We start from the raw sequence: 18,763 nt of genomic DNA, 5'->3' as shown, positions 1-18,763 counted from the left end.
GCCGGTCAAGCCGTTCAGGTCCCGCGCGGCTTCACCCTGTTGGTCGGCGGCGCCTCGGCCGGATTCTCGGGCCAGGGATGCCTCGGATAGCGACCACGCATCTCGGAGCGCACGTCCTTCCATGAACCACGCCAGAAGCCGGGCAGATCCCTGGTCAGCTGGATCGGCCGCCGCGCCGGCGACAGCAGCGCCAGCGTCAGCGGGACGCGCCCCCCGCCCACGGCCGGATGGGTCGTCACCCCGAACAGCTCCTGCACCCGGATATCCACGCGCGGCCCGCCCTCGGCCCCATAGTCGATGCCCGCCGACCCGAGCGGCGTCGTCAGCCGTGCGGGCGCCAGCTCGTCCATCAGCCGCCGTCGGTCCCACGGAATCATGGATTCGAGCCCCTGCGCCAGGGCCTCATCCCGGATCTGCGACAGGTCCTGAACGGTTTCCAGCAACGGCCACAGCCAGTCCGCGCGCCGCTCCATCAGGGCCGCGTCCGACATGTCCGCCCAGTCCGTGTCCAGCCCATGCAGAAAGGCCAGCCGCGCCCGAACCGCGCTGGATCGCTCGCCCCACTTCAGGCTTCTCAACCCGTCCGTCCCGACCTCGTCATGAAGCGCCTTCGTGATCGCTGCCCGATCCGGCGCCCCGGTGATCTTCTCGTCGAACACGATCGCGCCCACCCGGCGGATGCGCCGCACGACCATCCGCCCGGAAGGCTCGCGCACCAGCCGGTCCTCGGTCGTCAGCCGTGGCTCCAGCGCGGCCGGGTCCAGCGGCGCCGCCAGCCGGATGCGATCCTTCGCATCCCCGCCGCCGAGGTCGGCCACCGCCAGCCACGCCTCCCGCGCCAGCCCGTCCGTCGGATCGAGAAACGCTCCGCGCCCCGACGCCAGCAGCACCTCGCCCGGCCTGCCCCTCGCCCTGGCGACCCGTTCGGGGAAGGCCTCCGCCAGCAGTTCGCCGACCTCGACGTCTCCCCCGCCGCCGGAACCGCCGCCCGCCGCCTTCGCCCATCGCTCGACCAGCTTCCTCGCATCCTGCGCCCGCGCCGACCGGTCGCGTTCGAACCCGCGCAGCCGGTCTCTCAGGTCGATGTCGTTTCCGCCCAGCCCCGGCTCGCTCAGGACCGCGGCGATGCGCGCGCCCAGCATCGCCGCGCCGGCGTCGGCCGCCGCCGCCACCAGATGCGCCAGCCTCGGCGTCAGCGGCATCCGGGTCAGCCGCCGCCCGTGCTCCGTCAACCCGCCCTGCTCGTCCAGCGCCTTCAACCGCGTCAACACCGCCCGTGCCTCCGCCAGCGCCCCCGCCGGCGGCGCATCGAGCAGCGCCAGCCCCTCGGTCGTCCGCGCACCCCAACGCGCCAGATCCAGAGCCAGCCCGGTCAGGTCGGCCTCCAGAATCTCCGGTCGCTGATGCGGGACCAGGCCGCGCGTCGCTTCCTCGTCCCACAGTCGGTAACAGACCCCCGGTTCCGTCCGCCCCGCCCGACCCCGGCGCTGCTCCGCCGACGACCGGCTGACCCGCACCGTCGCCAGCCGCGTCAGCCCGCTGGAGGGTTCGAATCGGGGCACGCGCGACAGGCCGCAATCGACCACCACCCGAACCCCCTGAATCGTCAGACTGGTCTCCGCCACCGAGGTCGCCAGCACGATCTTCCTCCGCCCGGTCGGCGACGGCTCGATGGCCCGATCCTGGGTTTCCTTGTCCAGGGCGCCGTACAGGGCGACCACATCGACGTTCGAATCGCGCAGCCGTTCGCTGATCCTCTGCGCCGTCCGATGGATCTCCCCCTGCCCGGGCAGAAAGGCGAGGATCGACCCGGGCTGGTCGCCCAGCGCCGTCAGACAGGCCCGCGCCACGGCGTCCTCGATCCGCTCGACCGGATTGCGACCCAGGTAGACCGTTTCCACCGGAAACGCCCGTCCCTGCGCCTCGATCACCGGCGCCCCGTTCAGCAGCTTCGACACCCCCGCGATATCCAGCGTCGCCGACATGACCACCAGCTTCAGGTCGTCGCGCAGCACCGACTGGCTGTCCCGTGCCAGCGCCAGTCCCAGGTCGGCGTCGAGGCTGCGCTCGTGGAACTCGTCGAACAGGACGGCGCCGGCGCCTTCCAGACCCGGATCCTCCAGAATCATGCGGGTGAAGACACCCTCCGTGATCACCTCGATCCGGGTCTTCGGCCCGATCCGGCTCTGCAGCCGGGTACGATAGCCGACAGTGTCGCCGGCCTTCTCGCCCAGGGTCTGGGCCATCCGTTCCGCCGCCGCCCGCGCCGCCAGCCGACGCGGCTCCAGCAGCAGGATCTTGCGCCCGCCCAGCCAGTCGGCATCCAGCAGCGCCAGCGGCACGACCGTGGTCTTGCCGGCGCCCGGAGGGGCGGCAAGGACGACCGCCGGATTCGCGGCGACCGCGGCCTTCAGGTCATCGAGCACGGCGTGGATGGGCAGGATCATCCGGGGTGCACTAGCCCGACATCGGCGGCCCACCAAGGAATGTGCGTTCGGACGGCCACGCGTGGGGTCACGAAACCGTTGCAGGGCCTTCATGGATCGGAAACCGCGTTGCGCCTGCGTTGATCCGTCGCTAGCGTCCCGCGCTGGAAGGCGGCCCCGGGGAGGGTTCGCCGTGTTTTCGTATCGAGGGGGCGCGACGTATGTCCGCAGATGGCCTTAGGCCCAAGGGGAACCGACTGTTCCTCAGAAAATCCGTAGCGCAGATCCAGAAGGAAGCGGCCAAGAGCGAGCTGAAGCGCACGCTCGGCAAGTGGAATCTGATGAGTCTGGGCATCGGCGCCATCATCGGCGCCGGCATCTTCGTTCTGACCGGTCAGGTGGCCGCGGCCAACGCCGGTCCGGCCATCATGCTGTCCTTCATCGTCGCCGGCATCGCCTGCGGCCTGGCCGGCCTCTGCTACGCCGAACTGGCCTCGACCATGCCGGTCTCCGGCTCCGCCTACACCTATGCCTACGGCACCCTGGGCGAGGTCTTCGCCTGGATCATGGGTTGGCTGCTGGTTCTGGAATACGGCGTCGCGGCCTCGACCGTGGCGGTCGGCTGGTCCGGCTACGTCGTCTCGATCCTGACCGATTTCGGCATCAGCCAGCAGATCTTCCCGACCATCGCCTACGCCGGCGGCGAGGGCCCTCAATGGGCGACGCCTCTGGTTCAATTGGTCCAGGAAGCGGGCGCCACGTCCTTCCCGCTGACCGGCACGTTCAACCTGGTCGCCGCCATCGGCATCGCCTCCGTTTGCGGCCTGCTGGTGCTGGGCGTTTCGGAATCGGCCAACATCAACAACGTCATTGTGGTCATCAAGATCATCGTCCTGCTGACCTTCATCGCGGTCGGCATCGGCTATGTGAACCCCGACAACTGGGTGCCCTTCATCCCTGAACCGACCGGGGTCGCCGGCCAGTACGGCGTCGGCGGCATCTTCCGGGGCGCCGCGATCATCTTCTTCGCCTACGTCGGCTTCGAGGCCGTCTCGACCGCCGCGGCCGAGGCCAAGAACCCGTCCAAGGACGTGCCTTTCGGCATCCTGGGCGCCCTGTTCGTCTGCACCCTGATCTATATGGCCGTCGCCGCCGTCATGACCGGCGTGGTTCCGTATATGGAGCTGGCCAGCCCCGCGCCGGTGGCTGTCGCCATCGACCGCATGAGCCTGGAATGGGCCAACACGCCGATCATCCTGGCGAGCGGTCAGCCGCTGAACATCATTAGCTTCATGATCAAGATCGGCGCCATCACCGGCCTCAGCTCGGTCATGCTGGTGCTGTGCTACGGCCAGACGCGGATCTTCTACACCATGGCCCGCGACGGTCTGCTGCCGCGCGCCTTCGCCGTGATCCATCCGAAGTTCCGCACCCCCTGGATCGGCACCATCCTGCTGGGCGTGCTGATCGCCATCGCGGCGGCCTTCCTGCCCATCTCGATCCTGGGCGACCTGGTCTCTCTGGGTACGGCCACGGCCTTCTCGATCGTGTGCCTGAGCGTGATCTTCCTGCGCATCAAGCATCCGGACATGCCGCGTCCGTTCAAGGTCCCGGGCGGCATCTTCACCGCCGTCCTGGGCATCCTGGCCTGCCTGTTCCTGGCCAGCCAGAACCTGATCCCGATGTTCCAGCACGCGGCCGAGGACAACCCCCTCCCGCTCATGCTGCTGGGCGGCTACGCCGCCGTCGGCGCGATCATCTACGCCGCCTACGGCTTCTGGAACTCCAAACTGGCCAAGGGCATCGACATCACCGAGGAGACCACCATGTCCTCCCCGGCCGAGGCGATGGGCTCCGGCGTCGACAACCAGAAGGACTGAGGTCTCTCTGTCCAGACAAACGGAAGGCCCGGGAGCAATCCCGGGCCTTTTGTTTTTAAGGGCCGCCGCTACGGAAACCGTGCGCTCAAGCAGCGAGGCTCCGCGAGCCGAGCGGTAGCGCCCAAAATGCGCTCAAGCAGTGAGCCGCCGCGCGGCGAGCGATAGCGCCCTAAAAAAGATGGTGCGGATGAGAGGACTCGAACCTCCACATCTTGCGATGCCAGAACCTAAATCTGGTGCGTCTACCAGTTTCGCCACATCCGCGTGGCGGCGGGTTTAGGACCTGACGGCGCCTGCGACAACCGTCATGTCAGTTCAGTCTGGGCTAACTGATCCGCCATCCCCTAGGACAGCCCCCGCCCGATCCGGCCGGGCGCCGTGACTGCCCGGCGAGATCGATCATGACGCCCGGAGCCATCGCTGTCCTGTCCTTGAGCATGTCCACGGATGCCTTCGCCGCCGCCGTGGGGCGCGGCGCCGCACATCGGCCGTCGTGGTGGTCGGCGGTCAAGGCGGGCGCCGTCTTTGGCGTGATCGAGGCCATCACGCCCCTGATCGGCTGGAGCCTCGGCCTGCTCGCCGCAGGCTTCGTCGAGAGCGTCGATCACTGGATCGCCTTCGTCCTGCTGGCCGTCGTCGGCGGCAAGATGATCTGGGAGGCCTCCAGACCCTCCGAACCCAACGCAGCCCCGACGCGATCCGGCCCATGGGCCCTGATCGCCATCGCCGTGAGCACCAGCATCGACGCAGCGGCGGTCGGCGTGGGCCTGGCCTTCCTCGGCGTGAATATCTGGGTCATCGCGCTCAGTGTCGGCCTGACGACCTTCGCCCTGACCACAGCGGGCATGTTGATCGGCCGGGCCGTCGGCGCCCGCTTCGGCAAGATCGCGGAAATGATCGGCGGCGTCGCCCTCATCGCACTGGGGACGACGATCCTGCTCGAGCATCTCGGGTTTCTCGCCGCCTGAGACGACTGCGAAACGTCGCATTAACCTTGATCATCGACGGTCGGTTCAGTTCCCGTGAGCCCGAGTCGATGAACGCCAGCGATCGTCCGATCATAATCAAGAAGATCAAGAAGGTGGTGGGCGGCGGCCACCATGGCGGCGCGTGGAAGGTCGCCTACGCCGACTTCGTGACCGCGATGATGGCCTTCTTCCTGTTGATGTGGCTGATCAACACGACCGATCCCGAACAGAAGAAGGGCATCGCCGAATATTTCGCCCCCGCCAGCGTGTCCCAGACCACCTCCGGCTCCGGCGGCATCCTCGGCGGCACCTCGCTGGGCGAGGACGGCTCCAAGAGTTCGGGGTCGATGTCCGTTCTGGAGCAACAGGCGCCCGAAGCGCCCCAGGACGCGCCCGAGGAGGCGGGGTCCAGCGCCAACCTCGGCGCCGCATCCGAAGAGGAACTGCGTCAGGAGATCGCCGCCCGCGAGGCCGCCGAGTTCGCCTCCGCCGCCGAATCCCTGCGCCAGGCCATGCAGCGCATGCCGGAACTGGCCGAGCTCTCGAAACAGCTGATCATCGACCAGACGCCCGAAGGCCTGCGCATCCAGCTGGTCGATCAGGAAGGCCGCTCGATGTTCGAACAGAACTCGACCCGCCCGAACGCCCGCGCCCAGGTCCTGCTGCGGGCCATCGCCGGGGTCGTGAACCGGTTGCCGAACCGCATCTCCATCTCGGGCCACACCTCGGCGGTCGCCGGCTCGGGGCGCGCCTCGGTCGCCACCGACTGGCCCCTGTCGGCCGGCCGCGCCGACGCCTCTCGCCAGATCCTCCAGGGCGCCGGAATCGACGCCGACCGGGTCTATTCGGTCGCGGGCAAGGCGGGCTCTGATCCTCTGTATCCGGACGATCCGTCCCTGGCCGGCAATCGCCGGATCGCCATCGTCCTGCTGCGCGAAGCGCCGGTTCTGCCCACGGACACCAGCCTGTGAGGGCCGCGCCGTTCGGTTACGGCGCGAACCGGCTTGCGGCGCAGCAGCGATTGGCGGCAAATCGTCCGATGAACACGGCCCTGCCCTACGCCGGACGACATCGGATGCGGACCTGACGCCGTGACGCAGCATGTTCCGACACGTCAGCTTCGCTTCTTCATGACGGCGGTCGCGCCCTGCCCCTATCTGCCGGGCATGACCGAGCGGAAGGTGTTCGCCAACCTGCCCTTCTCGGACGGCGCCCACGTCAACGACGAGCTGACCCACGCCGGCTTCCGGCGCAGCCAGAACATCGCCTACCGCCCGGCCTGCGAAGGCTGCGACGCCTGTGTCTCCGTGCGGCTTCCGGCGCCGGAGTTTCAGTTCTCGCGCGGCCAGCGCAAGGTCCTCTCCCGCAACGAGGACCTGTCGCGCGATCTCGTCGAGGCCGAGGCGACCCAGGAGCAGTTCGCCCTGCTGAAACGCTACCTCGCCCGGCGCCACCCGGGCGGCGGCATGACCGACATGACCTGGCCCGACTATATCGCCATGGTCGAGGACACGGCGGTCCGCACCCATCTGATCGAATACCGCCTGCCCTCGACCGACCAGGGTCCGGGCGATCTGGTCGCCGTGACCCTGGCCGACCTGCTCTCCGACGGCCTGTCCATGGTCTACAGCTTCTTCGATCCCGAATTGGTCAAGCGGTCGCTCGGCGTCTTCGCCATCCTCGACCATGTGCGCCAGGCCCAGGCCGTGCGCCTGCCCTTCGTCTACCTCGGCTACTGGGTCGAGGGCTCGCCCAAGATGGACTACAAGGCCCGGTTCCGGCCGATGGAGGTCCTCAAGCCGCTCGGCTGGACGCGGGTCGACTAGCATCACCTGTCCCGCCGCCGGTCACGGAACGGCGTGATCGACACCGGAAGGGCGGACACACGCCCTTGCCCGTGGAACACAGTTCGTCCTAGCCTGATCCCGGACGGAGGACCCATGCGATCAATTCTTCTCGGTGCGGCTTTGGCGGTGCTCGTCCTGCCCGCTCACGCCTCCGCTCAACAACGGACGCTGGAGGACGTTGAGCAGGACTACGACGCCTCGGTGCGTTGCGCCGGGATCTATGGGGCCGCCGCGACCGGCAAGGAGATGCAGACCTCCCCAAACAATCCCGATGTGGCGACCTACAGGGGACGGGAGCGGGAGTTCGCCGACTACACCAAGCGTTTTGGCCCGCAGCTGCGCCTGTCAGATGACGCGATCGAAGACGCGGTCAGCGATGTGCGCGGCAGTGTCTTCCGGTCGGCGCGGGAGGCGCTGTTCGCCCAGGATGAACCGACGTTCCTGTCCGAACTGGAGGGGATATACGGGCTAATTCCGGACTGCGAGGCTGAACGGATCCGCATTTACCGATCCATGGGATCGGACTGAGCGGTCTTCAGGCCCAGGGCCCGGCACCGCCGACAACCGGTGCTGTCTCCACCCCGCCCGGACGAGGAACCCCGGCTCGGCCACAGGCCGCAAAGGCGGACGCCGACGGGCTGACGTGACGCAGCCTGTCCCGACCTGCCCGGCATGCACCTGTCCCGTCAGGCCGACACAGGAACCGCGGTCGCCGGCCCCTCCAGTCTGTGTCCGTCGTCCCACGGCCCCGGATCCCGCCCGCCGCCGAATTTCACCAGCGCCGCGATCCGCCTGTCGATCGACGGATGGGTGGCGAACAGGGCGTCGGTGAAGCCCGCGCGCTCGTTGTCCAGGAACATGCCCTGCACATCATCCGGCGCCTCCAGCTTGGATCGCCCCGACACCTTCCGCAGCGCGGAGATCATGGAATCCGGGTTCTTGGTCAGCTCGACCGCCCCGGCATCCGCCACATACTCCCGCGTCCGCGACAGCATCAGCCGGATGACGATGGCGAACACATATCCGATGGCCGCGATGGCGAACCCGATCAGGATCAACGGCAGCGCGTTCTTGTTGTCCTTGCCGCCCCGCAGATAGAACAACCCCCGGAACACCAGCTGGCAGATCACGCTGATGATCCCGGCGAAGATCGAGGCGACCACCATGGTCCGCACGTCCTTGTTGATGACGTGGGTCATCTCGTGCGCCAGCACGGCCTCCATCTCGTCGCGATCCAGGGCGTCGATCAGCCCCCGGGTCACCGTGACACTGTAGTGGCCCTCGCGGATGCCCGAGGCGAAGGCGTTCAGGCTCTCCGACTCGATGATCCGCAGTGTCGGGGTCCGCAGACCGCGGGAGATCGCCAGGTTCTCCAGCAGGTTATAGAGCTCCGGCGCGTCCTGCCGCTCGACCTTCCGGGCCCCGGTCATCACGTCGATCATCACCTGATTGCCGAACCAGGCGATGGCGAACCAGCCCAAGGCGATGACGACCGCCAGCGGAATGGTCCCCGCCAGCATCCCCACGGCGTAATTTATGTCGTCGCCCAGCGTCCCGCCCGAGTTAGGCAGGACGCCGAATCCCATCAGCACCAGCTCCAGCCCGAACAGGACCAGGGTCAGCATGACCGGGAACCCGATCAGCAGCAGGGTCGACCGGGTGTTGTTCGCCCAGATGTGGGTCTGGAGACCGACAGCGGTCATGTGGACCTAGAACTTCACCGACGGCGGGGCGGCGGTCATGGCGGCGCGATCCGCAGTGTCCACGGCGAAGAAGGGCTTCTCGGTTCCAAAGCCGAACAGGCCGGCGAACAGGACGGTCGGGAACTGGGCCCGCACCGCGTTGAACTCGGCCACGGCGTTGTTGAAGAACCGTCGCGCGGCCGCCAGCTTGTTCTCGATATCCGCCAGCTCGCGCTGCAGCTCCAGGAAGTTGGTGTTGGCCTTCAGGTCCGGATAGGCCTCGGCCACGGCGAACAGCTTGCCCAGGGCGCCCGTCAGCATGTTGTCGGCGGTCACCTTGTCGTCGATCGTGGTGGCCCCTGCGGCGGCGGCGCGCGCCTGGGTCACCGCGTTCAGCGTCTCCTGCTCGTGCGAGGCGTAGCCCTTCACCGTCTCGACCAGGTTCGGGATCAGGTCGTTCCGCTGCTTCAGCTGCACGTCGATGTCGGCGAACGACTGGTCCGCCTTCTGATCCAGCGCGACCAGTCGGTTGTAGGCCCCCATGACCACGAAGATCAGGATGACGACGATGACGCCGATGACGATGAGTGTGATCATGACAGCTCCCCTGCGATGGGTGTGATTATCGCGCGAAGGGCGAGCCCCGGATAGTGAAATCGGCGTGAGGCGATTGCGAGCTCACGACGGAATTGTTCTTGCTTTGTTCCGTTCGTGAACATAGCCTCCGCCCATGTCTACTGCTCCCCTGCCGAGGAAAGGACGCGGCGCCCGCACCAACGCCACCGGCCGGTTCGAACCCGTCGTGCACGAGGATTTCGACGACGGCTGGACGGCGGAGGACGAGACGCCGGCCCCGCTCCGGACGACCCTGACGCCCGAACACGCCCGCAAGATCATCACCACCAATACCAGTCCCGACGTCGGCTTCGACCGCTCGATCAACCCCTACAAAGGCTGCGAACATGGCTGTATCTACTGCTACGCCCGTCCATCCCATGCCTGGATGGGCCTATCCCCGGGCCTGGATTTCGAGAGCCGGCTCTTCTTCAAACCCGAAGGGCCGCGTCTCCTGGAACAGGAGCTCGCCGCGCGCCGGTACGTCTGCAAACGCATCCACATAGGCGGCAACACCGACCCCTATCAGCCGGTCGAGCGCACGCAGAAGATCACGCGCGGCCTGCTGGAGGTCCTGCAGCGGTTCAGCCAGCCCTTCTCAATCATCACCAAATCGAATCTGATCACCCGCGATTTGGATATCCTGGGCCCGATGGGGCGCGACGGTCTGGCCAGCGCCTTGGTCTCGATCACGACGCTGGACCGCGACCTGGCCCGCACCATGGAACCCCGCGCCGCGACGCCCGCGCGCCGTCTCGATGCGGTGAAACGGTTGGCCGACGCGGGCGTCCCCGTCGGCGTCGGTTTCGCCCCCGTCATCCCCGGCCTCAACGACCACGAGCTCGAATCGGTGCTCGAGGCTGCGGCGAAGGCCGGGGCGACCACGGCCATGTATGTGACCTTGCGCCTGCCGCTCGAGATCAAAACCCTCTTCGCCGAGTGGCTGGCCGAGGCCCGCCCCGACCGCGCCGCCCGCGTCATGTCACTGGTCCGCCAGACCCGCGGCGGCAAGGACTTCGACGCCGACTGGTCCCAGCGGATGAAGGGGACCGGCCCCGTCGCCGACCTGATCTCGGCCCGCTTCAAGGCGGCGGTCAAACGCTACGGCCTCGACGGGCCGAGGCACGAGCTGGACGTGACGAAGTTCAGGGTTCCGGCCGACGCGCGGGCGCAGCTGGAGCTGTTCGGCTAGGCTCCATTTTCGTCATCCTCCGGCAAGGCGCTCTTCGCGCCGCAGACCGGGGGACGCAGCGGCACGCGAAAGCGTGAACCTGTCGCGGACACGGTTATCTGACCATCGCGCCTGAACAGATCGCCTTCGGCGCCTCTGGGTTCCCCGGTCTCCGCTTCGCTACGCCGGAGGATGACGAAAAACGATCATAGGCACCCGACGAGTCCACACCATGTTCGCAAGTGCAGTGAAGACTTCGCCACAAGACTCGGCAATAAAACAACTTCCGGGAATTGCACTCTCTGGACTCGGTTTTTTGGAGTCCACTCCACGGATGGACGCGACTCGCCCCCGTCGGCACCCTGACGCGATGTGCGATTCCCTCAGCGCCCGGATCTGAGCCCATGCCCGGCTTCTACGAATTCTTCGCCGGAGGCGGCATGGTCCGCGCCGGTCTCGGGGCCGGCTGGGACTGTCTGTTCGCCAACGACTTCGACGCTCGCAAGGGCCTGACCTATCAGGCCAATTGGGGCACGGGCGGCGAACTGACCGTCGGCGACATCCGCGCCCTCGACGCGGCCGCCCTCCCCGGCCGCCCCGACCTCGTCTGGGGCAGCTTCCCCTGTCAGGACCTGTCGCTGGCCGGAAACGGAGCCGGCCTCGCCGGCGAGCGGTCCGGGACCTTCTACGCCTTCTGGGACCTCGTTCGCGGCCTGGCCGCTGACGGCCGCGCCCCCCGCCTCGTCGCCGTCGAAAACGTCTGCGGCGCCCTCACCTCGCGCGGCGGCGCCGACTTCGAAGCCATGTGCCGGACCTTCGCCGGGGCCGGCTACCGCTTCGGCGCCCTGGTCATCAACGCCGACCGGTTCACGCCCCAGTCCCGCCCTCGCCTTTTCGTCGTCGGCATCCAGGCCGAGGCCGACATCGCCCCGGACCTGACCGCGCCCGGCCCCATCGCCCCCTTCCACACCCCGGCCGTGGTCCGCGCCGTGGCGCGCCTGCGCGACGACCTCCGCGATCAGGCGCTGTGGTGGAACCTGCCCTCACCGGAGCGCCGCGCCTCCACCTTCGCCGACCTGATCGAGGACCAGCCAGACAGCGTCGCCTGGCACACCCCCGCCGAGACCGACCGCCTCCTGAGCCTCATGTCTCCGGTCAACCGCGCCAAGGTCCAGGCCGCCCAGCGCGCGGGGCGCCGGATGGTCGGGGGCGTCTACCGCCGGACCCGCACCGACTCAGCCGGAACCAAGGCCCAGCGCGCCGAGGTCCGTTTCGACGATCTCGCCGGCTGCCTGCGCACCCCGTCGGGAGGCTCCAGCCGCCAGACCATCCTCGTCATCGACGGCGCCCGTATCCGCTCCCGCCTGATCTCGGCGCGCGAGACCGCCCGGCTGATGGGCCTGCCCGACAGCTACGTCCTGCCCCGCAGCTACACCGACGCCTACCACCTGACCGGCGACGGCGTCGTCGTCCCGGTGGCCCGCCATCTGGCCCGCTATCTGTTCGAGCCGCTGGTGGATGCCAGCCAAAGGAGCGCGGACCTCCAGGTCCGCTCTTCGGGGGCGAACAAGGGCGGACCTGGAGGTCCGCGCTCCGAAGACGCCGCCTAACGCCGGAACACGCCCACCAGTTCGATGTGGGCCGACCACAGGAACTGGTCCACCGGCGTGACCTTCTCCAGCCGGAACCCGGCGTCGATCAGCACCCGGGCATCCCGCGCGAAGGTCTGCGGATTGCACGACACCCCGACCACGACCGAGGCCTTGGTGTCCTTGATCTGGGCCGTCTGGTCGATGGCCCCGGCCCGGGGCGGGTCGAACACGATGGCCTCCACGCCCTTGAGGTCATAGGGCGACAGCGGCCGCCGGAACAGGTCGCGCGCCTCCGCCGTGATGGGCTTCATCCCCCTGGCCGAGCCGATCCCCTGTTTCAGCGCCGCGATCCCCGCCGCCGAGGCGTCCGCCGCCAGCACGCTGGCCACCGTCGCCAGGGGGAAGGTGAAGGTCCCGGCCCCGCAGAACAGGTCCGCCACCTTCTTCGCCCCCTTCACCGCCGCCACAGCCCGCGCGACCATCGCCGCCTCCGCCTCCGGCACGGCCTGCAGGAAGCCCCCGGCCGGCAGGGGCACGGTCGCCGGTCCGAACTGCACCCGGGGCTGGCGCGCCATCATCAGGGTCTCGCCGGCCATGCTGAGCCGCGCGACATCCACCTCCCGGGCGGCACGGATCGCCTGCATCTGCCGGTCGGCCGACAGCCCGCCGGACTTCCGCTCGATCCCTGTTACATCGACGTCCAGCCCGTCCAGCGTCCAGGTCACATGCAGGGTCGGGGCCGACTTGGGATGCTCCAGAAAGGCCGCCGCCACCTTTGCCAGAGCCGGAAAGGCCGCCACCAGCCGGGGATCCGCCACCGGACAGGTCGAGACCTCCACCAGCCGCCAGGACTTGCGCGCCTTGAATCCCAGCACGACCCGTCCGTCCTCCAGCCGCCGCGCATGCAGGGCCAGCCGCCGCCGCGTCCCCGGCGGCACCGCCACCGTCGCCTCGACCTCGGTCTCGATCCGCTCCCGCGCCAGAACCCCGACGACCTGATCCCGCTTCCAGTCCAGATAGGGCCCGCTCGCCCAGTGCTGCAGCGAACACCCGCCGCAGTCCCCGTAATGGGGCGACACCGGCGCGATCCGGTCCGGGCTGCCCTCCACGATCTCGGGAGCCTCCATCCGGCCATCGATCACCACACCACGCACCGTCTCGCCCGGCAGGGTCAGGGGCGCGAACACCGGCCCGCCCGGGGTCTCGGCCACGCCGTCCCCTTGCCCGGCCACCCGGGCGATCTTCAGCGTCATGGTCATGGGCCGCTTCTAGCCGCCCGGGACCCCATCTGAAACCTGAACGAAGATGAATGGCCCGCTCAAAACGCATTCAGGTTGGGGGGGCCATAGATCGCCTCAACAAGACGTCGGACCTCCCCGGCGCCGCCCAGGGGTTCTCTCCAATGACCGCCTTCGTCAAATCCGCTGCAGTCGCCGCCGCGCTCGCCGCCGCCGCGACCCTCGTGCCCGCCGCCGCCTCGGCCCAGTCCTATGGCTACGGCAACGGCTACAACCAGAACCAGGGCTACAGCCAGTCATACGGCTACAACGACCGAAATCAGGACCGCTGCCGGACCCTGGGTCAGGGCCGCACCGGCTCGGGCGCCCTGATCGGCGCAGGCATCGGCGCCGTGGCCGGCTCACAGGTCGCTGCTCGCGGCAACCGCACCGAGGGCTCGATCATCGGCGGCGTTCTCGGCGCCATCGTCGGCGCCCAGGTCGGCCGCGCCTCCAACGACCAGTGCCGTTCGAACACCCCCTACTCGCAGGCCCCGACCTACTACAGCTCGAACGACCGCTACGACGATCGGGCCTATTCATCGAACCGGTACGACGACCGCGGCTATCGCGACGACTATCGCCGCGACGACCGTCGGGACAACCGTCGGGACGATCGTCGGGACGATCGACGCTACGAGGGCGGCTACGAGGTTTCGGCCGACGGCCACTACTATTTCGATCCGCGCCGCGGCTGGCTGCCGCGCTGACCCAAGGCTTCGCGGCATCGATATTTTTCAGCCCCCCTGTCGATCGATGTCGCGACGGGCCGCCGGTGGAGCAATCCACCGGCGGTTTCTCTTTGTCTCAAGGGTCGCTAACGCTCGCGACGCGGTCGCTCGCTGCCTGAGCGACGGGTCGGATCGCTATCGGGTGCGTCGGGCCCACAGCAGGAATTCGATGTTGCCGTCGCCGCCGGTGATCGGGCTTTCCGTCGTGGCCTGCACGGTCCATCCAACAGTCGCCAGCCACTCCGACACGCGTCGCACGGCGTCGAGGTGCGCCTGTGGGTCCTTGACCACCCCCTTCTTGCCGGACTCCTTGGGGCCTTCGCCCTCGAACTGGGGTTTGACCAGGGCGATCAGGTCGGTGTCTTCGGCCGCGAGATCCAGCGCGGCCGGCAACACCTTGGCCAGGCCGATGAAGCTGGCGTCGCAGACGATCAGGCCCGGCGTTTCCGGGATCAGGGCCTCGTCGAGCGTCCGGGCGTCGGTCTTCTCCAGATTCACCACACGGGGATCGGCCGAGACCTTCGGATGCATCTGGCCCTGGCCGACGTCGACGGAGAAGACCTTCGCCGCCCCGCGCGCCAGACAGACCTCGGTGAACCCGCCGGTCGATGCGCCGACGTCCAGCACCACCCGACCTTCGACCACCACTGGCCACAGGGCTAGGGCGTGATCCAGCTTCAGCGCTGCGCGGCCGACCCAGCCATGGGGCTCGACGACGGTCACCACAGCGTCCTCGCCCACCCCCTGCGAAGCGGCGCGCGCCGGTTGGCCATCGACGGTCACGCCCCCGGCCTCGATCGCCGCCTTCGCCCGCGACCGGCTTTCGACCAGGCCGCGTGACACCATCAGGTGGTCCAGCCGCATCCGGGGTCCGAAGTCAGCCAAGATCGGCCAGCCGGGCCAGAGCCGCTTCCAGCCGCACCTTGCCGGCCTCGGCCTCGGCCAGCTTGGCGCGCTGCTCGTCGATCACGGCGGGGGCCGCGCGTTCGACGAAGTTGGGGTTGCCCAGCTTCTTCATCACATGGCCGACGTCGCTGTCGAAGGCGGCGATCTCCCTGGTCAGGCGGGCGCGCTCGGACGCCAGGTCGATGATCCCGGCCAGCGACAGGGCCGCCGCCGATCCGCCGGACACAAAGGTCACCGCCCCGGTCGGAGCGACATCGGCGGTCGCAACCTCCGACACGCGGGCGAGCGTCAGGATCAGGTCACGGTGCCGCACCGCCTTGTCAGATGTCGCCGCGTCCGGCGCGACGAAGGTCAGCGGCGGCTTCGCCCCCGGCGGCACGTTCATTTCGCTGCGCAGACCACGGACCTCGCCGACCAGATCGACCAGCCAGCCGATCTCGGCCTCCGCCTCCGCATCTATGAAGGCGTCCGGCAGCACGGGCCAGGCCGCGCCGATCAGGGTCGCCTCGCCGCGTGGCGCACCCTCCTTGCCGAGTTCCGCCCACAGCTCCTCGGTGATGAAGGGCATGACCGGGTGCAGCAGCTTCAGCGTCTGGTCCAGGGTCCAGGCCGTCATCGCCCGCGTCTCGGCCTTCGCCGCCTCGTCCGATCCCTGGAACACCGGCTTGGCCAGCTCCAGATACCAGTCGCAGAAGACGTTCCAGACGAACCTGTAGAGCGCCGAGGCGGCGTCGTCGAAACGCCCGCCCTCGATCGCTTCAGACACGGCGCGCTCAGTCTTGGTCAGCTCGCCGCGGACCCAGCGGTTGATCGTCTGTTCGACGCTCGCCGGATCGAAGCCCGCGATGCGACGCGCCTCGTTCATCTCGGAGAAGCGGGCCGCGTTCCACAGCTTGGTGCCGAAGTTGCGATAGCCCTCGATCCGCTGCTTCGACAGCTTGATGGCGCGCGTGCCCGACAGGATGGCCATGGTGAAGCGCAGGGGGTCGGCGCCCAGCTCGTCGATGATCACCAGGGGGTCGATGACGTTGCCCTTGGACTTGCTCATCTTCTGGCCCTTCTCGTCGCGGACGAGGCCGTTGATGATCACCCGCTTGAAGGGCACCTCGTCCATGAAGCGCAGCCCCATCATCATCATCCGGGCGACCCAGAAGAAGATGATGTCGGCCGCCGTGACCAGGTCCGAAGTCGGATAGAACCGCTCCAGATCCTCGGTCTTCTCCGGCCAGCCCATGGTCGAGAACGGCCACAGGGCCGAGGAGAACCAGGTGTCGAGAACGTCCGGGTCCCGCAGGACATAGATCGGGTAGTCCGGATGATCCCGACCGATGTAAGGAACTGCGGCGTCCTTAATCAAGGTGAACGCATCGTCCCAAGAGCTTACCTCGACGAACTCGACTTGGGAATCTCGGCCCTCGACCGCCCACTGGGGCTCCCATTTGGCTTTAAAGTCCGCATACAGTTCTTCAAGTTGAGGCACTGCCTCTTCCCAGCTCTCTGCCACGATCGTCTCGTAACCCGCCGTGCTCGGATACTCTGGCAGCCCTGTCTCGGGATCAGGACGAGGAACGTACCAAGCCGGGATGCGGTGGCCCCACCAGAGCTGGCGGCTGATGCACCAAGGCTCGATGTTCCGCAGCCATTCGAAATAGATCTTCTCGTAGGACTTCGGCTCGAACACGGTCGCGCCGGTTTCGACCGCCTTGATCGCCGGCTGAGCAAGGGTGTGGGCATCAACGTACCACTGGTCAGTCAACCAAGGCTCGATGACAACGCCTGAACGATCGCCATGCGGAACAACATGACGAGTTTTCTCGATCTCGCGTAGCCAGCCTTCTGCTTCGGCGCGAGCTACGATCGCCTTACGGGCGTCAAACCGATCCAAGCCAGCGTACTCCTCTGGAGCCGTCTCACTGGACCATCTGACCAAAATCTCTTCGTTGACCGGGCCGCCACCGCCAGCTTGGCCGATCAGGGTCATCTGGAATTGCTGCGCAATCTTCCCGAAGGCATCCAGAATATTGATGGCGGGCAACATGTGCCGCTTGCCGACGCCGAAGTCGTTGAAATCGTGCGCCGGGGTGATTTTGACCGCGCCCGAGCCCTTGGTCGGATCGGCGTAGTCGTCGGCGACGATCGGGATGCGCCGGCCGGTGATCGGCAGGATCACCGACTTGCCGACGAGGCCCTTGTAGTGCTCGTCATCCGGATGCACGGCGACGCCCGTGTCGCCCAGCATGGTCTCAGGCCGGGTCGTGGCGACGACGATGAAGTCGCGGGTTTCAAACTCGGTCGCCACGCCGTCGTCGTCGAAGGCGATCGGATGTTCGTAGGTCACGCCGTCGGCCAGCGGATAGGCGAAATGCCAGTAGGCGCCCTCGACCTCGCGCTGCTCGACCTCAAGGTCGGAGATGGCCGTCTGGAACTGGGGATCCCAGTTCACCAGACGTTTGTCGCGATAGATCAGCCCGTCCTGATGCAGCTTGACGAAGACCTTGCGCACGGCGGCGTTCAGACCCTCGTCGAGGGTGAACCGCTCGCGCGTCCAGTCGCAGGACGCGCCGAGGCGACGCAGTTGCTGGACGATGGTCCCGCCCGACTCGGCCTTCCACTCCCAGACCTTGGCCACGAAGGCCTCGCGGCCCATGTCGCGGCGGCCGACGTTGCCGGCGGCGGCCAGCTGGCGCTCCACAACCATCTGGGTGGCGATGCCGGCGTGGTCCGTGCCGGGCAGCCACAGCACGGCCTTGCCCTGCATCCGGTGATAGCGGGCCAGGATGTCCTGCAGGGTGTTGTTCAGCGCGTGGCCGATGTGGAGCGACCCCGTCACATTCGGCGGCGGGATGACGATCGAATAGGCTTCGGCGGCGCCATCCGTCTTCGGCGCGAAGGCGCCGGAGGCCTCCCACGCGGCATAGAGGCGGGGTTCGGCGGCCTTGGGGTCGAAAGTCTTGTCGAGCATTGGGAGGTCCGGAAATGAGAAGGGGCGGCCCGTGAGAGCCGCCCCTGCTGGTCATAGTCGCCGGTGGCGAGCGGGGCTAGCCCGCGCTGCGGGCGATGCGTTCGACTTCCTTCTTTACCGCCGCCTCGACGATGCCGGGCAGATTGGCGTCGAGCCAATCCTTCAGCATCGGACGCAGCAGGCTGCGGGCTAGGTCGTCGATGGTTGGGCCCACGCCGCCGGTCGGAACCGGCTCGGGCTGACGGAACACAGCGGAGAGGCCGGCGAAGGCCGAGGCGGACGCCGCCGAGGCGCTTTCGCCGACGAGCGAATCATAGGGCGCGGACGAGGCGCTGGGCGCCGGCTCCTGGGCCACGGGACGCTCCGGCTCTGCGAACGAGGTGGGGAAGGGTTCGGGCTCCGGCTCGTCGGCCGGGGCGATGACGTCCAGGTCGCCGATCGTCTCGGCCGCCGGGGCCTCGTAGCGGTCGGTCAGGTCGAGGATCTCTTCCTCTTCCTGCGGCTCGGGCTCCTGCATCGACGGGGTCTCGTCCATCAGGGCAGGCGACGCCGCTTCGACGGGCTCGGGTTCCGGGGCCGGCGCCGATTCGGCGGCGGGCGCGTCGTCTTCGGAGATGATCCGGCGGATCGACGCCAGGATCTCTTCCATCGTCGGCTCTTGGGCGGTGGTGTCGGTCATGATCGGGCCTTCGAAGAACCTGCGCCG

The 18,763-nt window shown here is 68.0% G+C and carries 15 protein-coding genes and 1 tRNA gene; 8 read left to right on the top strand and 8 right to left on the bottom strand.

Annotation, left to right across the window (positions count from 1 at the left end):
• Positions 1-14: 14 nt before the first annotated feature.
• Entirely contained in the window at positions 15-2,447 is a 2,433-nt protein-coding gene (gene hrpB / locus ACP7AB_RS10520) for an ATP-dependent helicase HrpB (protein WP_425990860.1), read from the bottom strand.
• Between the two features lie 200 nt (positions 2,448-2,647).
• Here hrpB and ACP7AB_RS10515 point away from each other — a divergent pair, with 200 nt between their 5' ends.
• Positions 2,648-4,306 carry an amino acid permease gene (locus tag ACP7AB_RS10515; protein ID WP_425990862.1) on the top strand — a complete coding sequence of 553 codons (1,659 nt, stop codon included), beginning with the start codon at positions 2,648-2,650 and terminating at the stop codon, positions 4,304-4,306.
• 179 nt (positions 4,307-4,485) lie between these two features.
• On the opposite strand, the gene ACP7AB_RS10510 is transcribed toward ACP7AB_RS10515, so the two are convergent.
• Positions 4,486-4,570: transfer RNA gene (locus tag ACP7AB_RS10510), tRNA-Leu, on the bottom strand.
• A 137-nt stretch (positions 4,571-4,707) separates the two neighbouring features.
• Here ACP7AB_RS10510 and ACP7AB_RS10505 point away from each other — a divergent pair.
• The 4 genes from ACP7AB_RS10505 (at position 4,708) to ACP7AB_RS10490 (ending at position 7,649) form a co-directional block, all read left to right on the top strand.
• Complete coding sequence (locus ACP7AB_RS10505; RefSeq protein WP_425990864.1) at positions 4,708-5,274, top strand: manganese efflux pump MntP family protein; 567 nt, start codon at positions 4,708-4,710, stop codon at positions 5,272-5,274.
• A 68-nt stretch (positions 5,275-5,342) separates the two neighbouring features.
• Positions 5,343-6,245 (top strand): flagellar motor protein MotB, encoded by a 903-nt coding sequence (locus ACP7AB_RS10500; protein ID WP_425990866.1) that lies wholly within the window; start codon positions 5,343-5,345, stop codon positions 6,243-6,245.
• A gap of 120 nt (positions 6,246-6,365) precedes the next feature.
• Positions 6,366-7,100 (top strand): arginyltransferase, encoded by a 735-nt coding sequence (locus ACP7AB_RS10495; protein WP_425990868.1) that lies wholly within the window; start codon positions 6,366-6,368, stop codon positions 7,098-7,100.
• Positions 7,101-7,214: 114 nt separating this feature from the next.
• Positions 7,215-7,649: a hypothetical protein gene (locus ACP7AB_RS10490; protein WP_425990870.1), complete on the top strand. Its 435-nt coding sequence runs from the start codon at positions 7,215-7,217 to the stop codon at positions 7,647-7,649.
• Between the two features lie 158 nt (positions 7,650-7,807).
• Here the strand turns inward: ACP7AB_RS10490 and ACP7AB_RS10485 are convergent, their stop codons facing one another.
• Complete coding sequence (locus ACP7AB_RS10485) at positions 7,808-8,824, bottom strand: M48 family metallopeptidase (protein WP_425990872.1); 1,017 nt, start codon at positions 8,822-8,824, stop codon at positions 7,808-7,810.
• Between the two features lie 6 nt (positions 8,825-8,830).
• Positions 8,831-9,400, bottom strand: a complete 570-nt coding sequence (locus ACP7AB_RS10480; protein ID WP_425990873.1) for a LemA family protein — start codon at positions 9,398-9,400, stop codon at positions 8,831-8,833.
• A gap of 133 nt (positions 9,401-9,533) precedes the next feature.
• Here ACP7AB_RS10480 and ACP7AB_RS10475 point away from each other — a divergent pair, with 133 nt between their 5' ends.
• Entirely contained in the window at positions 9,534-10,610 is a 1,077-nt protein-coding gene (locus ACP7AB_RS10475) for a PA0069 family radical SAM protein (RefSeq protein WP_425990875.1), read from the top strand.
• Positions 10,611-10,993: 383 nt separating this feature from the next.
• Positions 10,994-12,199 carry a DNA cytosine methyltransferase gene (locus ACP7AB_RS10470; RefSeq protein ID WP_425990877.1) on the top strand — a complete coding sequence of 402 codons (1,206 nt, stop codon included), beginning with the start codon at positions 10,994-10,996 and terminating at the stop codon, positions 12,197-12,199.
• Here the strand turns inward: ACP7AB_RS10470 and ACP7AB_RS10465 are convergent.
• A complete protein-coding gene (locus ACP7AB_RS10465) occupies positions 12,196-13,434 on the bottom strand; it encodes a class I SAM-dependent RNA methyltransferase (RefSeq protein ID WP_425991009.1) in 1,239 nt (412 codons plus the stop codon). The two genes, ACP7AB_RS10470 and ACP7AB_RS10465, sit on opposite strands and share 4 nt — an antisense overlap.
• A 149-nt stretch (positions 13,435-13,583) precedes the next feature.
• Here ACP7AB_RS10465 and ACP7AB_RS10460 point away from each other — a divergent pair, with 149 nt between their 5' ends.
• Positions 13,584-14,168 (top strand): glycine zipper family protein, encoded by a 585-nt coding sequence (locus ACP7AB_RS10460; protein WP_425990879.1) that lies wholly within the window; start codon positions 13,584-13,586, stop codon positions 14,166-14,168.
• A gap of 156 nt (positions 14,169-14,324) precedes the next feature.
• On the opposite strand, the gene ACP7AB_RS10455 is transcribed toward ACP7AB_RS10460, so the two are convergent.
• From ACP7AB_RS10455 to ACP7AB_RS10445, 3 genes are all read right to left on the bottom strand, one after another.
• Positions 14,325-15,053, bottom strand: a complete 729-nt coding sequence (locus ACP7AB_RS10455) for a TlyA family RNA methyltransferase (protein WP_425991011.1) — start codon at positions 15,051-15,053, stop codon at positions 14,325-14,327.
• Between the two features lie 13 nt (positions 15,054-15,066).
• A complete protein-coding gene (locus ACP7AB_RS10450) occupies positions 15,067-18,057 on the bottom strand; it encodes a valine--tRNA ligase (protein ID WP_425990881.1) in 2,991 nt (996 codons plus the stop codon).
• A 76-nt stretch (positions 18,058-18,133) separates the two neighbouring features.
• A complete protein-coding gene (locus ACP7AB_RS10445; protein ID WP_303695844.1) occupies positions 18,134-18,736 on the bottom strand; it encodes a DUF2497 domain-containing protein in 603 nt (200 codons plus the stop codon).
• Positions 18,737-18,763: the final 27 nt, after the last annotated feature.

This window comes from Brevundimonas sp. TWP3-1-2b1 (assembly GCF_049896165.1).
Lineage (GTDB): Bacteria > Pseudomonadota > Alphaproteobacteria > Caulobacterales > Caulobacteraceae > Brevundimonas > Brevundimonas subvibrioides_B.
This window is presented reverse-complemented; position numbering and strand designations above follow the sequence as displayed.